12 protein-coding genes are annotated in these 13,103 nt (G+C 61.2%); 6 read left to right on the top strand and 6 right to left on the bottom strand.

Annotated elements, in window-relative coordinates; genetic code table 11:
- Window positions 1-153 (bottom strand): hypothetical protein, encoded by a 153-nt coding sequence (locus AC1DNK_RS09180; RefSeq protein ID WP_162698732.1) that lies wholly within the window; start codon window positions 151-153, stop codon window positions 1-3.
- A gap of 85 nt (window positions 154-238) precedes the next feature.
- Between AC1DNK_RS09180 and AC1DNK_RS09175 the strand changes: the two genes are divergently transcribed.
- Entirely contained in the window at window positions 239-1,159 is a 921-nt protein-coding gene (locus AC1DNK_RS09175; protein WP_477940598.1) for a LysR substrate-binding domain-containing protein, read from the top strand.
- Between the two features lie 4 nt (window positions 1,160-1,163).
- Here the strand turns inward: AC1DNK_RS09175 and AC1DNK_RS09170 are convergent, their stop codons facing one another.
- Complete coding sequence (locus AC1DNK_RS09170) at window positions 1,164-1,565, bottom strand: hypothetical protein (protein ID WP_112538695.1); 402 nt, start codon at window positions 1,563-1,565, stop codon at window positions 1,164-1,166.
- Between the two features lie 276 nt (window positions 1,566-1,841).
- Here AC1DNK_RS09170 and AC1DNK_RS09165 point away from each other — a divergent pair, with 276 nt between their 5' ends.
- Window positions 1,842-3,035 carry an MFS transporter gene (locus AC1DNK_RS09165; RefSeq protein ID WP_477940596.1) on the top strand — a complete coding sequence of 398 codons (1,194 nt, stop codon included), beginning with the start codon at window positions 1,842-1,844 and terminating at the stop codon, window positions 3,033-3,035.
- Window positions 3,036-3,073: 38 nt separating this feature from the next.
- Here the strand turns inward: AC1DNK_RS09165 and AC1DNK_RS09160 are convergent, their stop codons facing one another.
- Entirely contained in the window at window positions 3,074-3,400 is a 327-nt protein-coding gene (locus tag AC1DNK_RS09160; RefSeq protein ID WP_112385466.1) for an ArsR/SmtB family transcription factor, read from the bottom strand.
- 56 nt (window positions 3,401-3,456) lie between these two features.
- Here AC1DNK_RS09160 and AC1DNK_RS09155 point away from each other — a divergent pair, with 56 nt between their 5' ends.
- Together AC1DNK_RS09155 and AC1DNK_RS09150 are read left to right on the top strand one after the other, a co-directional pair.
- Window positions 3,457-3,951 carry an SRPBCC domain-containing protein gene (locus AC1DNK_RS09155; RefSeq protein ID WP_477940594.1) on the top strand — a complete coding sequence of 165 codons (495 nt, stop codon included), beginning with the start codon at window positions 3,457-3,459 and terminating at the stop codon, window positions 3,949-3,951.
- Window positions 3,948-4,322: a VOC family protein gene (locus tag AC1DNK_RS09150; protein WP_112538697.1), complete on the top strand. Its 375-nt coding sequence runs from the start codon at window positions 3,948-3,950 to the stop codon at window positions 4,320-4,322. Before AC1DNK_RS09155 ends, AC1DNK_RS09150 begins: the two co-directional genes overlap by 4 nt.
- Window position 4,323: 1 nt before the next feature.
- Here the strand turns inward: AC1DNK_RS09150 and AC1DNK_RS09145 are convergent, their stop codons facing one another.
- From AC1DNK_RS09145 to AC1DNK_RS09135, 3 genes are read right to left on the bottom strand one after another with little or no spacing between them, the layout of a single operon-like run.
- Window positions 4,324-6,492 carry a glycosyltransferase family 2 protein gene (locus tag AC1DNK_RS09145; RefSeq protein WP_477940592.1) on the bottom strand — a complete coding sequence of 723 codons (2,169 nt, stop codon included), beginning with the start codon at window positions 6,490-6,492 and terminating at the stop codon, window positions 4,324-4,326.
- Complete coding sequence (locus tag AC1DNK_RS09140; protein ID WP_477940590.1) at window positions 6,477-7,766, bottom strand: hypothetical protein; 1,290 nt, start codon at window positions 7,764-7,766, stop codon at window positions 6,477-6,479. The genes AC1DNK_RS09145 and AC1DNK_RS09140 overlap by 16 nt, the downstream gene beginning before the upstream one ends.
- 54 nt (window positions 7,767-7,820) lie before the next feature.
- Entirely contained in the window at window positions 7,821-9,119 is a 1,299-nt protein-coding gene (locus AC1DNK_RS09135; protein WP_442210124.1) for an HlyD family secretion protein, read from the bottom strand.
- Window positions 9,120-9,697: 578 nt separating this feature from the next.
- Here AC1DNK_RS09135 and gnd point away from each other — a divergent pair.
- Both gnd and AC1DNK_RS09125 read left to right on the top strand, forming a co-directional pair.
- Window positions 9,698-10,717: a phosphogluconate dehydrogenase (NAD(+)-dependent, decarboxylating) gene (gene gnd / locus AC1DNK_RS09130; RefSeq protein WP_112385460.1), complete on the top strand. Its 1,020-nt coding sequence runs from the start codon at window positions 9,698-9,700 to the stop codon at window positions 10,715-10,717.
- Window positions 10,718-10,806: 89 nt separating this feature from the next.
- Window positions 10,807-12,960, top strand: coding sequence for a mechanosensitive ion channel family protein (locus AC1DNK_RS09125; protein WP_477940926.1), 2,154 nt, complete (start codon window positions 10,807-10,809; stop codon window positions 12,958-12,960).
- The last annotated feature ends 143 nt before the right edge of the window (window positions 12,961-13,103 follow it).

The following is a 13,103-nucleotide window of genomic DNA, read 5'->3' as shown; positions in this document are numbered from 1 at the left end:
TCACAGTTTCCCTTCCCCGATTGCCACGTCCTTCTTCAGGTGAGCGCTTAGGTCGTTGGCCTTGGCGGGGCGGGGCGGTTTGGCCGCCGATTTGGCCCGATATGGCTGAACCAAGCGCAGCAAGATATTCAGAAATTTCATGGAAACGGTCATGGTCTTTCCTTCCATGACGCCAATTTACTGCTGTGGAGTAGCGCAGTATAATGAAACTCCCTCCGCTCAATGGTGAAGGATTTTCATGCCAAATCGCGTTCTGCCGCCTGTCGCCACATTGCAGGCCTTCTGCGCCATTGCGGAAACCGGCGGCTTTGCCAAAGCGGCGGAGCGGCTGGGTCTTACGCAGACGGCAGTCAGCCACCAGATCGCGCAGCTCGAAGGCTGGCTTGGCGGACGGCTTTTCGACCGCGGGCGGCATGGGGCCAGGCTGTCGGCTCTCGGAGCGAAGCTTCATCCGGACATTTCTGCGGCAATGACCGCACTGGAGACGGCGCTGCATCAGGGCCGTGCGGCAAGCCTCGATCCCTCGCTGGTCATTGCCACGACACCCGAATTTTCCAGCCAATGGCTGGCGCCACGTCTGGAGGCCTTCTGCCGCCGTTATCCGAAGATTGAGGTGCGCACCGCGGTCACCTATCAGCGCCCCGATTTCACCAGCGTCGATCTGGCGATCTGGCTTGGGCATGGCGGCTCAGAGCTTGTGACCGAATCCTTATTGCTCGACGACGAATTCGTGGTGTGTGCGCCGGAAGTCTCCGCGCGGCTTCCGCGCCGGGGTGCGGTTCGTGCGGCACCTCTGCTTGCCTATCGCGGCATGCGTCATACGGTTCTCGACTGGCAGCGATGGTTCGAGCAGGTTGGTGGCGACCTGAATTCGCATGAACTGGCCGGTTTCGATATTGGCGAAGCGGTGCGGGAAGCACAGGTCTTCGACACATTCGAGGAGATGCTGGAAGCCTGCGGCCGGGGCGAAGGCTTTGCGCTCGTTCGAAGTTCGTTGATGGATGCAGATCTTCAGTCGGGAAAATTGGTGCGCTGTTTCGTCGAACAGCAGCCGGCGGCATTGAATTATGCGATGCTTTATCCGGCGGGCGCCCTGGAAAAATCGTCAGTCGCGCTCTTCAGGCAATGGCTGCTCAGCCAGACAGGGCCGCAGCAATAGGTTCTTATTCGGCTGCAGCCAGATAGATGGTGTTCTGCGAGGAGGCGGCTAGCGCCTGCACTCTTGCTTCGGCCTTGGCGATCAGCTGGTAGAACTCGTCCTGTGCATCGACATCGAGCTGGATGACGGCGTTGACGTCCTCCGGGGTATCGCAGACGCAGGCAACGGCCGATATCGGACAGATGCCGCCCGGATAGCGCTTTCCATTGCCGGTATACGCACGGCGGCCCCAGCGCTCGGAGAAAACGGTCTCTTCGCGGTCGAGATGCAGAATCGTGCCCTTGCAGGCTGTCACGATCGCGGCCTTGCCGTAAGCGAACCAGTGATAGTTCAGCTTGCGCAGGATATATTTGCCAGTGATGTCTTCTCCGGCCAGTTCGGCGGGATCTTGAATCATTCTGATCATAACGGCGTCCTCGAAGTTGCCTTCAATATCCGGTATGTCGTTTTCCGCCGCAAGTCGAAAAACATCAGGTTTTGTATAGACTTAGTCACAAACTATTTCCAATTTTTACAAACGGACGGCTGTCGCGCATACCGGAGTGAGGTCCATTTGGTGAATTGAATTCACAAGTGTTGGGATTTTCATCAGGATTATCGTCGCAATGGCGGTCGCCCATATTGTGAGCCGAACAAGAATTTGCCGCGCCTTTCAGATGCGGCTGTCACATCGGATCTCATTATGCCCCTTGCACTTTTTGCTTTGACGATCGCGGCCTACGCGATCGGAACCACCGAATTCGTCATCGTCGGCCTGCTGCCGACCGTGGCCGATGACCTTCACATCACCTTGCCGCTCGCCGGCCTGATCGTCAGTGTCTACGCCCTCGGCGTCACTTTCGGTGCGCCCATCCTGACGGCGCTCACCGGCCGGATCGAGCGTAAGCCGCTGTTGCTCGGGCTAATGGCGCTGTTTGTCCTCGGCAATGCGATGGCCGCGCTCAGCCCCGGCTACCTGCCGCTGCTGGTTGCCCGTGTGCTGTCGGCCTTTGCCCATGGCGTGTTCTTCTCGGTCGGCTCGACGATCGCTGCCGGTCTGGTTCCAGAAAATCGCCGCGCTTCGGCCATCGCTATGATGTTCATGGGGTTGACGGTGGCAATCGTCACCGGCGTGCCGCTCGGCACGTTCATCGGCCAGACTTTCGGCTGGCGCGCGACATTCGCAGCCGTTGCCGGGCTTGGCGTCATCGCCCTGATTGCGATTGCCGTCCTGCTGCCATCGACGCTGACGAGAGCTGAACCGGCGACGCTGCGCCAGCAGGCGGGCGTCCTCGGTAGCGGGCGCCTGCTGATGGTGTTTGGAATGACGGCACTCGGATATGGCGGCACCTTCGTGGCCTTCACCTTTCTGGCTTCCATCCTGCAGCAGGTCACCGGCTTCTCGGCTTCCTCAGTTAGCCTCATCCTGGTGCTCTACGGCCTGGCGATCGCTGCCGGCAACATCGTCGGCGGGCGGATCGCCAATCGGGATCCGGTGCGGGCGCTGACCTGGCTCTTCGTTGCCCAGGCCGCGGTTCTGGTGCTCTTCAGCTTCACGGCCGTCTCTCCCTGGCTGACGATCCCGACGCTGGCGGCGCTCGGCTTCCTCTCCTTCGCCAATGTGCCGGGCCTGCAGCTCTATGTCGTTCAGCTTGCCAAGCAGGTTCGGCCGGCAGCCGTCGATGTGGCCTCGGCGCTGAACATCGCCGCCTTCAACCTCGGGATTGCCGCAGGCGCATGGATCGGCGGCTTGGTCGTCGAGTCGCCGCTTGGCCTGCAGGCGACGCCATGGGTCGGCGCCATTCTGGTCGTTGGTGCGCTGCTTCTGACGCTGAAGAGTGCGGCTCTCGACCGGCGGGTGGTTTCGGCGGCGGAGCCGATGCGCAGGGCGGCCTGAACGGTCATGCAATCAACGGGCGCTTCGGCGCCCGTTTTCTATTGCGCTTCAAGATCGCTCTTCAACCGGTCGATGATCGAAAGCGCGTGCCCGGCATAGGCGCTGATCCAGCGGTCGTAGATATGTTTGATCGGCAGGCTGTTGAGGTGGTTCCAGCGTTCGCGGCCCTCCTTCTTCGCGATCACTAGGCCGGATTCCTCCAGAACCTTCAGATGCTGCATCACCGTGCAGCGGTCCATATCCGGAAAATTTTCGCAAAGCATGCCGGTCGTGCGCGGTCCGTCCTTCAAAAGGTCGAGGATCTCGCGGCGCCGGAAATGGGCGAGGGCCTTGAAGACAGGGTCGTTTTCCGATTCGCTTGACATGTTATGTTTTTATAACATAATGACGCCGATCACAATGGAAAAGAGGAGGAAATGCCATGTCCCTCGGTATTCGTGTCGGCGGCCGGATCGGCCGGCCTGTCGCGGAGGTTTTCGATGCGGTGGTCAATCCGAAGAAGCTCTCGGGCTATTTCACGACGGTCGGCGGCGCGAGCGCGCCGCTTGTCAAGGGAACCACGGTGACCTGGTGGAAGGACGCGCCGGTGGAGGTCGTCGATCTGGTGCCGGAGAGCCTGATCGTGCTGCGCTGGGACGGCGGAACGGATGCGGACAAGGTCCGCTACAAGACGACGGTCGAAATGAAGTTCGAGGCGCTTGAGGATGGCGGCACGATGGTGACCATCTCCGAAGACGGCTGGCACGAAGACGAAGCCGGACGGCGCGGCACCTATCTCAATTGCGAGGGCTGGGCCAACATGCTGTGCTGCATGAAGGCCTTCGTCGAACACGGCATCAATCTGCGCGACGGCATGTTCCTCAGCGAGATGCGCGGCGAGCCGGCCGAAGCGCCTGACTACGAGGCGCGGACATGAGCGCGGCTTTCGAGGGCGGCGTCGATGTCGCGATGAAGGTGCCGCCGCACCAATATCAGCCCGTTTTGAATTTTTACCGTGATGTCGTCGGGCTGAAGGAAATCGGCAATGAGGGTACGCGCGGCTTCGAACTCGGACCGATCCGGCTTTGGATCGACGAGAGCCCGGGCATGAGCCAGGCGGAACTCTGGCTGGAGCTCTTCACGCCTGATTTCGGCCAGGCCGCAGAGCATCTTCGCCAGGCTGGGGTGACGCGCTGCGATGCCATCGAACCGCTCGGCGAGAGCTTTCGCGGCGGCTGGATCCTCAATCCAGCCGGCATCGTCCATATGGTGCGGGAGCCGGATACCTGGGAACCGCCCTCGGAGTGACCTATTCGGCCGCGGGCGGCAGCAATCCCTGGCCCGGGGCCGGCAATGCCCTTGATCCGCTCGCCAGGATGCCGCCCGGCGACGGGCGCCATCTGGAGCGGCGCACGGAGACGGTGTTGGCTGCCATTCGCATCTGGCCGGCATAGGCAGACGGCTTCTGGAACATGCGGCTGAAGAGGGCGCGGAGCGCTGCCAGCGGATAGGCCCGGCCCGGCATTGCTTCCGGCATCTCGCTGTAGAGCCGCTGGATCATCTTGCGCCGGACGATCGCCGGATGGGCGTGGATATCCTCGCTTTCGCGCCGTTCCTTTACCGCGACGACGGAGACCGTGAACGACGACCGGTTCTGATCGATGCGGTCGATGCGTCCGGCGACGTCGAAGCCGGGGAAGGGCGAAAAGAGAAGCAGATCGCCGACACCGGCATTCATGCCGATACGCGGTTGCTGCAGGCTGATTTCCGCCTGTGTGAGAGAAAGACTATCGACGGTGCAGGGCAGGGCCTGGCCGTTGCAGGTCATTGCCGTCTTGCGCCCGACCGGAAACCTGATGGCGTCCAGCGGCTCGCGCGGCAGCTCGATGCAGACGAGCATCGAGACGAACGCATAGACCATGACCACCATGCCCCAGGCGACACTAAAGCTGTCGAGGCCGCTGTAATTGCTGAGCAGCGGCCCGTTCAGCATGCCGGTGAAGGTGAGGATGATGATCAGCGCGAAGGTGGAGGCGATCGGATAGAGAATATCGACGCGGGTGCGGTCCTCGCCCTTCGCCGTCACCTTGAATGGCCGCCCGAAGGGGTGGGCGATGGCGTGGCAGATGGCGATGGTGATCGGAATGGCCGAGACCATCTGCGAGACCTCGGTGAACAGCGGCAGGCTGCGCCAGCCGGAGACCCAGGCGTGGAAGGTCCACATGGCGCCGACCATCGGCAGGGCATAGAGGAAGAAGGCTTCAGGCTCCATCAGGATGGCCGGAAGGCCGAGGAAGTAGAAGAGGATCGGCGCCGCCATCAGAAGCAGCATGAACGGCCGGCAGAACCAGAACAGTAGCCCATGGAAATAGTGCAGCCGCTGCATCAGCGTATAGCCGCGGCCGAAGAACGGCCCGTCGCGCAGAAGCGCGACCTGGATGGTGCCGAGGCACCAGCGGCAGCGCTGGGTGATGTAGCCTGACAGGCTTTCGGCGGAGAGGCCGACGCTGAGCCGCTCGTTCAGCCAGCGCGTCCGCAATCCCTTCTGCATCAGGCGGTAGGTGAGATGAATGTCTTCGGTAACCGTCTCCTCGGGCATGCCGCCGATCAGTTCAAGGGCATCGCGCCTGACGACGCAGGATGTGCCGACGCAGAAGGCCGCGCCCCAGCCGTCCTTCGACGGCTGCATGACGTCGAAGAAGATGCGCTGGTCGTCGACCCAGGCTTTGGACGCCAGAAGGTTATGCTGCACCGGGTCGGCATTATAATAGAATTGCGGGGTCTGGATCAGGCCGATCTCGGGATCGACGAACTGGCCGATGATGCGCTTGAGGATTGGCCGCTGCGGCGCGAAGTCGGCATCGAGGATCAGGATGAAGGGGGCGTTGGTGATCTGCTTCGACCAGCGGATGGCATTGTTGATGTTGCCGCCCTTGGCGCCCTTGTTGTCGTCGCGCGTCAGATAGCGCACGCCGAGTTCGCCGCAGTAGTCGCGCAGCCATTCGCGCCGCCCGTCGTCGAGGATCCAGATGGTGAAGTTGCCGTAGTCGATCGCCTTGGCGGCAAGGATCGTCCGCTCCAGGATGGTGACATCCTCATTGTAGGTGCAGATGAAGACGTCGACGGCCGGTGGCTTTCCCATGCGCGAGATCATCGCCTCGCTGGTATCGGCTGCTCCCGTATGGTCGGTTCGACGGAAGAAGAAGACGATCGACAGCAGTGTGTAGAGGATGACCACGGCCTCGAAAGCCAGGTAGATGCGCGGCCAGATCGCGTAGGCGCTCCAGTCGAAAGCTGGCAGCGTCGTCGTCAGCCGGAAATAGACGTAGTTGGCGAGCATCAGGATCAGGATGGTGCCGAAGACGGCGCGGTCCTTGCTCCTGTTGCTGTCGAGCAGCAGTGCGCAGCCCAGAATGAGGGCAAGCGTCACCAGCGAGAAGAGGATGGCATCCGAGAGGGTGACTACTTCTGGGGACATGGCTTTTCCTCGTTCTTGGCCGCAAAGGAATCTGCATTGAAGGGATTGAGCCTGAGTGCCGCGAGCACGGCCCATCCCGTCGCCCCGACATGGGGCAGGCGATAATATTTGAAGTCGCCGGGCTCGGAGTTCGGCCCGACCTGCAGCCCGGTGGTCAGCTGCTCGTCGACTGTGGCGTAGATCAGTTTCTCGGGTGAGATCTGGGCCGATATCGTTTGGAACAGCGGCTCCGCCTTCTGCGCATCGCCGACCATCTGATAGATCAGCGCAGCCTGCGCGGTGCCTTCCAGCCAGATGCCGTCGCGATCGTTGTTGAAGTCGAAGCCGCCGGGAACGCCGTGGTTGGCCTCGGTCCATTCGAGCACCTGCGGTGCCTTGGCGGCGAAATCCTTGACGGCAATCAGCGGCCACAGCTCGGCATCGAGGCCGGACATGTTGACGTTCGGCGCGTTGCTGTCCGGAACGCTGCCGATATAGAAACGGCCCTCCGCCTTATTCCACATGGCGTCGAGGAAATCCTTGGCGCTTTCGCCGTCATGTTCCCAGTCGCCGGCTTCATCGATGGTCGCCAGCCAATGATCGGCAGCGTAGATATCGAGATTGTGCTCGGTGGATTTCCAGGTCATCCGGTCGGGCGTCGGCTCGTGGCCGAAGAAGCCGCCGAAATAGCCGGGGTTCTTGGGGTCGGCAGTCGAACGGTGGATGAAGTCCATGATCTTGCGGGCGCCGTCGAGATAGGCCGTCTGGCTGGTCTCGGAATAGGCTGCAAGCAGGCCGAGCGCGCCCCAGGCGGTGCTGCCAGTCGCGCTACCGACCTGATAACCGTCCTCGATCCAGGAATTGCTGGCCGTGCTCCAGTAGCCAGGAAGCAGCATGCCGTCCTTGCCTGTTATGACCGGCCCGGACCGGTAGGCGTTGCGTAGCCGTCCGTCGTGATAGTGGCGGTCGGTTTCCAGCGCCAACACCAGCGCATCGGCGACGCGTTTGGCCTCCTTGGCGCGGCCGCAGCCATAGAGCGCCATCATCGCCAGCGCGTTGTCATAGGTGAAGCCGGTATTGTCGAGCGCCGGGTGCAGCTTCGATCCGCCGTTCGCCGGTTCGAAACTGCGAAAGACGAAAGCCTGCTCCGGTTCACCCGTCATCAGCGCGGCCAGGCCGTCGCAGAGCGTGCAGGCCAGTTCGTCATGTTTGCCTGCGGCCGCAGCAGGCGGTGGGATGAAGGCAAATGCCGCCATGGCGAGCATCGCCGCTAGGAACGTTCTACGCAAAACCATATCAAAGTCTTCCCTGTTATCGCCGCTCGATAACGTGAAGCGAAAGCGCGCTTGTTACTGCTGGAGGCTCGCCATCTTGTGGCCCTTGTCGAAAAAGGCCGACGCGGAGAGCAGGCCGTCCGCCTCTGACAATTTGTCGACGGCCATTTTCGAATAGCGGGTGAGGCGCGCGACGACGGTCTCTCCAAGCGAGACAATCACGTCCTCACCGACATTGCATCCAAAGAACTTGTCGTTGTTCGGTTGTCCGGCAGCGGTCAGCTCGACAGGATCGTCGTCGACCTTGACGAGGACATAGACCTCGTCGCCCTCGGCCTTCGGAAACTTGGCGAAATAGCGGTTCTGCTGGCCGCTGTCGAAGTAGCGGACGATCTTGTAGACGTGGCCGCTTTTCTTGACGCCGAGCGAGCGGAAATTGACCATCGCCGGCGTGCCGATATCGAGGGAGGAGACGTCCCGGCTTCTGTAGACCGCCGCAGCGAACGCCTCGGTGCAGTCGAGAGACTTGGCGACTGCCTGGCCCTGCATGACGAAATCGCCGAAGGAGGCGTCGACGCTGACGACCTGGCCGTGATGGTCTGCGACCACCTCGGCTGCCCCCGACTTGCCGAGTCGGCCTTCCTCGCGGTTGATCAGTTTCTCAACCTGCGCCTTGCGCTCGGTCATCTGGTTGATCTCGATATTGTCTTCGGCGATGTCGCCGGCGAGCTTGGTGCGCTGCATTTCCAGCGTCAGCAGGTTGGCTGCGACCGTGCCGCCCGTATAGATGTCGCGGCTGACCAGCGACTGGACGATTTCGTTGCGTTTCAGTTCGCCGCGGGCTGCATCGAGCTCGCCCTGGGCGGCATTGCGTTTCTGGCGCTGCGGCTCGACACTTGCTTCGGAGGTCATCCCCTTTTTCAATAGCACGGTGGCGCGCTGCAGCAGCGCATCCTGCTCGGCAAGCCGTGCCTCGTAGATCGAGACGTTCGATTGGGCGTTGCTGATCACCGCCCCCAATTCGCTCAAAACCCCGTCTTTCACATCCGATATCTGCGCCTTGACCTTGCTCAGCTGGTCATTGCGTTCGGCAACCACGTTGATCGTGTTGTTGAGCTTCTCCGTCAGGTCGAGCTTCTCAAGCCGGAGACCGGTGAGAGACGTCTGATCCTGATTGGGATTGGAGACGGTTGCCGTCACGTCGCCGAGATTGACCACCTGGCCGACCTGCAGCGAGATCTTATCGACGCGGCCGTAGATCGGTGAGGCGATCATCTGCACGGGCGCGTTAATCACCGCCTTCGGCGAAACGACGAAGAACTGGTTGGGTACCATGGACATGCCGATGGTGAAGAGCAGCAGGAATGCGAACAAATACCCGGCAATCCGCGAAGCTGACAGTATTCGTACGTCTTTTGGATGAATATTAATTGGTGTGGCCTTCATAGTCTTCAATCCTGAACTGACAAATCATAGATCGAAATTGAAGGGCACTTCCCCCGTTGTTTTTTTATTTAGTTGTTAATCAAAAAGTACCATCGAGATTTCACCAAGGCAACTGCTCACCAAGTGCAAAATTTTGCGGGACAGTGTTGTGACGAAGATGAGCAATAAGTTAAGAGTATGAAAAGAAAGAGATTAATCATCTTTATTTCGGGCATAGAAAATTTTCGTGACTGCTTTGATTGGCCGCTTGAAAGCATCCGCCGGTAACTGCGGCATGCTGCAATGCAACTACCATACGTCTTTGCCGCCGGGCTCAGGGCGGCTCTTTTACTGAGTTTTTCACTCCGATTTTAACAGGGCTACACCTTTCGCGCGAAACGTTTCGCGGCGTGAAAGGACGGCAGCGCGGTTTCATCTCCCGAATGTGACAGAGACTTCGCTTGCCTGCGGCGGCATGAGTGCTAATTTCCGGAATCATATCGATTAGATTCCCAGGAGAATATAAAATGCAGCTTGGCATGGTAGGTTTGGGCCGTATGGGCAACTACATGGTCCAGCGCTTGATGCGGGATGGCCATGAATGCGTGGTCTATGACGCGAAGCCGGAAAGTGTTGCGGACCTGACGGGCAAGGGCGCCACCGGAGCCAGCTCGCTGGAGGAGTTCGTCTCGAAACTGTCGCGTCCGCGCGCCATCTGGCTGATGCTGCCGGCTGCCATTACCGACAAGGTGATCGCCCAGCTTCTGCCGCTTCTGCATGATGACGACATCATCATCGACGGCGGCAACTCCTATTATCATGACGATATCCGCCGCGGCGCGGAGCTGATCACCAAGGGCATCCATTATGTGGATGTCGGCACCAGCGGCGGCGTCTTCGGCCTCGAACGCGGCTATTGCCTTATGATCGGCGGCGAAAAGGGCATCGTCCAGTCGCTGTCGCCGATCTTCGCATCGCTGGCACCTGGCGTCGGCGACGTGAAGCCGTCGGAAAACCGCACCGCCGGCGAACACAGCACGGCAGAGCAGGGCTATCTGCATTGCGGTCCGCATGGCGCAGGCCACTTCGTCAAGATGGTCCATAACGGCATCGAATACGGCCTGATGGCCGCCTATGCCGAAGGCTTCAACATTCTGAAGAATGCCAATATCGGCGCGGCGACGCATGAGGCCGACGCCGAGACGGCGCCGCTCGCACATCCGGAACATTACCGCTACGACTTCAATCTGCAGGATGTTTCGGAAGTCTGGCGCCGCGGCAGCGTCATCACCTCCTGGCTGCTCGACCTCACCTCGGATGCGCTGCATGCGGATCCGGCTCTGGCGAAATATGCCGGCCGCGTCTCGGATTCCGGCGAAGGACGCTGGACGATCATGGCGGCCATCGACGAAAGCGTTCCGACGCCGGTGCTGAGTGCTGCGCTCTACGGCCGCTTCTCGTCGCGCGACCAGGACGAGTTCGCCAACAAGGTGCTCTCGGCGATGCGTGCCGGCTTCGGCGGTCACGTCGAGAAGCCGAAGGCGTAAAGCCCAACAGGTACTCATATAGTCTTGAAGACCCGCGCTTTCCGAGCGCGGGTTTTTTCGTGCCCATTGCCTATGGCATCGCAAGCGATATGGTTGATTCCAGTCATACCGGAGGGCGTCGGGTGTTGGGTTCAAGGTTCGTGAGGGGGAGCCTCTGGGCTTGCCTGTTTTCGTTGACGATTTTTCTCGACGCTTCCGGCGGCGCAATCGCGCAGACCGCGCCGGCGCCACCCGCAGCCGATGCCGCCACGCCGCCCGAGAAGGTGCGGCAGATGATGCAGCTGATGCAGGCGCCCGAGGTGCAGACGTGGATGGCGTCACAGATGAAGACGGCGCCAGCGGCGGCGGCCGATGACGTCGGACAGATGTCGGTGCTGTCAGACCTGCTTGCTCATGCGCGCCACCATGTCGAGATGGTCTCGGACGCGGCGATGGAACTGCCGCAGGAGGTCGAGGCTGCCGACGGCATCGTCGATCGCGAGGTGGAGCCGACAGGGCCGGGCTGGATCGCCGTTCAGGGCCTGACACTCTTGCTGATCGGCACTTTGGCCGAACTGCTGTTTCGCGCCGCGACGCCGCGTCCGCGCGTCCGACGCTCCGATGTCGAGGAGCCAGCGGCCCTGCATCACGCTGGCGCCAATCTCTTTTATCGCGTCATCCCGGCCATCGTCTTCGCCATGGCGACGATCGTTCCGCTGGTTGCCTTCAGCTGGCCGCCGGTGAGCCAGGCGATTGCGATTGCGGTTGCGATCGCGCTGATCGCGACCCGCTTCACCATTTCCATCGGGCGGATGCTTGTCGTGCTGGTGACGCTGCCGCGCGCCGACGGCGAGCGCGATATTTCCCGTGCGAAGGCGCTGTACTGGTTCCGGCGCTCGGCTATATTCGCCATCTACTTCGCCTTTGGCTGGGTGGTGATCCAGATCATGGAGCCGCTCGGCTTTTCAGTCGGCTCCCGCTTGTTCGTCGCCTACATCCTCGGGATCGGGCTTTTCCTGATTGCCGTCGAAGCGGTCTGGTCGCGCCCCAGCGATGGCGTCAGGCACAGCACGGCAACAGCCTGGTTTCTGACGATCTACTTCCTCGCGCTCTGGCTCCTGTGGGTTACCGGCTTCATGTTGCTGCTCTGGCTCGGCATCTATGCCCTGCTTCTGCCGAAGGTTCTCCGCGTTGCGACGGCCGCGGTCCGTTCGCTGCATCAGGCGGAAGCGGGTTTCCTCGCCAACCGCCGGATGGCGACCGTGTTGCTGGACCGCGGCGTTCGCGCCATCATCATCGCGGCAGCGGCGGTCTGGATGGGGCGGATCATGGGCTTTGCGGCAGATAGGATGGCGGCAGGCGACACCATGGTCGATCGCATCACTCGCGGCGCCATTGGCGGCATCGTCATCCTGCTTGCGGCCGACCTGCTGTGGCACATCGTCAAAGCCTATATCAACGGCAAGCTTATTGATTCGCCGCTCGACGCTTCGGCCTCCGATGAGGAGAAAGCTAGGCGCGCCCGCCTGCAGACCTTGCTGCCGATTTTCCGCAATATCTTCGCGGTGGTCATCGCCGTTATTGCCGTTTTGATGGTCCTGTCCGGTCTGGGTATCGAGATCGGGCCGCTGATTGCCGGCGCCGGTGTCGTCGGTGTAGCGGTCGGCTTTGGCGCGCAGACCATCGTCAAGGACGTGATCAGCGGCATGTTCTATCTCTGGGACGATGCTTTCCGGGTCGGCGAATATATCGAAAGCGGCAGCCACAAGGGGGTGGTCGAGGCCTTCAGCCTGCGCTCCGTGAAGCTGCGCCATCACCGGGGACCGCTGACGACGGTCCCCTTCGGCGAGCTCGGCGCGGTCAAGAACCTCAACCGCGACTGGACGATCGACAAGATCAGCCTGAACGTCACCTATGACACCGATCTCGTGAAGGCCAAGAAGGTCGTCAAGCAGATCGGCCAGCAGCTGCTCGACAATCCCGATTTCGGCCCGCACATCATCGAGACGCTGAAGATGAAGGGCGTTGAGCAATTCGGAGAATTCGCCATCGAGATCCGGCTGTCGATGATGACCAAGCCCGGGGAACAGTTCGTCATCCGGCGCAACGCACTGGCGATGATCCGCAACGCCTTCAAGGAAAACGGCATCGAGTTCGCGGTGCCGACGGTGCAGGTTTCCGGCGACGGGCGGGACCATGAGGCGATGGCCGCTGCCGCACGCTATGCGGCCCAGGCACGGGCAGGCGGCGAACCTGCGGCCTGACATCAGTAAGGGGTGCGACGGAATGCTACAAAAGCGCTGTGGAGGACTATGTCACCCAGCGCTAATTTTGCCCCAATTCGGGCCGATGAGGCGCGCTTGGCGGTAGCGGGGTAGCGCTGTCGGGGGCCGATAGAGCTTGCCTG

The organism is Rhizobium sp. 01N424 (genome assembly GCF_056399485.1).
The sequence above is the reverse complement of the archived record's forward strand: the minus strand, read 5'-3'. Positions and strand labels throughout refer to the sequence as shown.

Coding starts and splice junctions, on each gene's coding strand:
- AC1DNK_RS09155 (WP_477940594.1), top strand. CDS start 3,457: ATGTCCCTCGGTATTCGTGTCGGCGGCCGGATCGGCCGGCCTGTCGCG.
- AC1DNK_RS09165 (WP_477940596.1), top strand. CDS start 1,842: ATGCCCCTTGCACTTTTTGCTTTGACGATCGCGGCCTACGCGATCGGA.
- AC1DNK_RS09160 (WP_112385466.1), bottom strand. CDS start 3,400: ATGTCAAGCGAATCGGAAAACGACCCTGTCTTCAAGGCCCTCGCCCAT.
- gnd (WP_112385460.1), top strand. CDS start 9,698: ATGCAGCTTGGCATGGTAGGTTTGGGCCGTATGGGCAACTACATGGTC.
- AC1DNK_RS09140 (WP_477940590.1), bottom strand. CDS start 7,766: ATGGTTTTGCGTAGAACGTTCCTAGCGGCGATGCTCGCCATGGCGGCA.
- AC1DNK_RS09170 (WP_112538695.1), bottom strand. CDS start 1,565: ATGATCAGAATGATTCAAGATCCCGCCGAACTGGCCGGAGAAGACATC.
- AC1DNK_RS09125 (WP_477940926.1), top strand. CDS start 10,807: ATGGTTGATTCCAGTCATACCGGAGGGCGTCGGGTGTTGGGTTCAAGG.
- AC1DNK_RS09145 (WP_477940592.1), bottom strand. CDS start 6,492: ATGTCCCCAGAAGTAGTCACCCTCTCGGATGCCATCCTCTTCTCGCTG.
- AC1DNK_RS09150 (WP_112538697.1), top strand. CDS start 3,948: ATGAGCGCGGCTTTCGAGGGCGGCGTCGATGTCGCGATGAAGGTGCCG.
- AC1DNK_RS09180 (WP_162698732.1), bottom strand. CDS start 153: ATGACCGTTTCCATGAAATTTCTGAATATCTTGCTGCGCTTGGTTCAG.
- AC1DNK_RS09175 (WP_477940598.1), top strand. CDS start 239: ATGCCAAATCGCGTTCTGCCGCCTGTCGCCACATTGCAGGCCTTCTGC.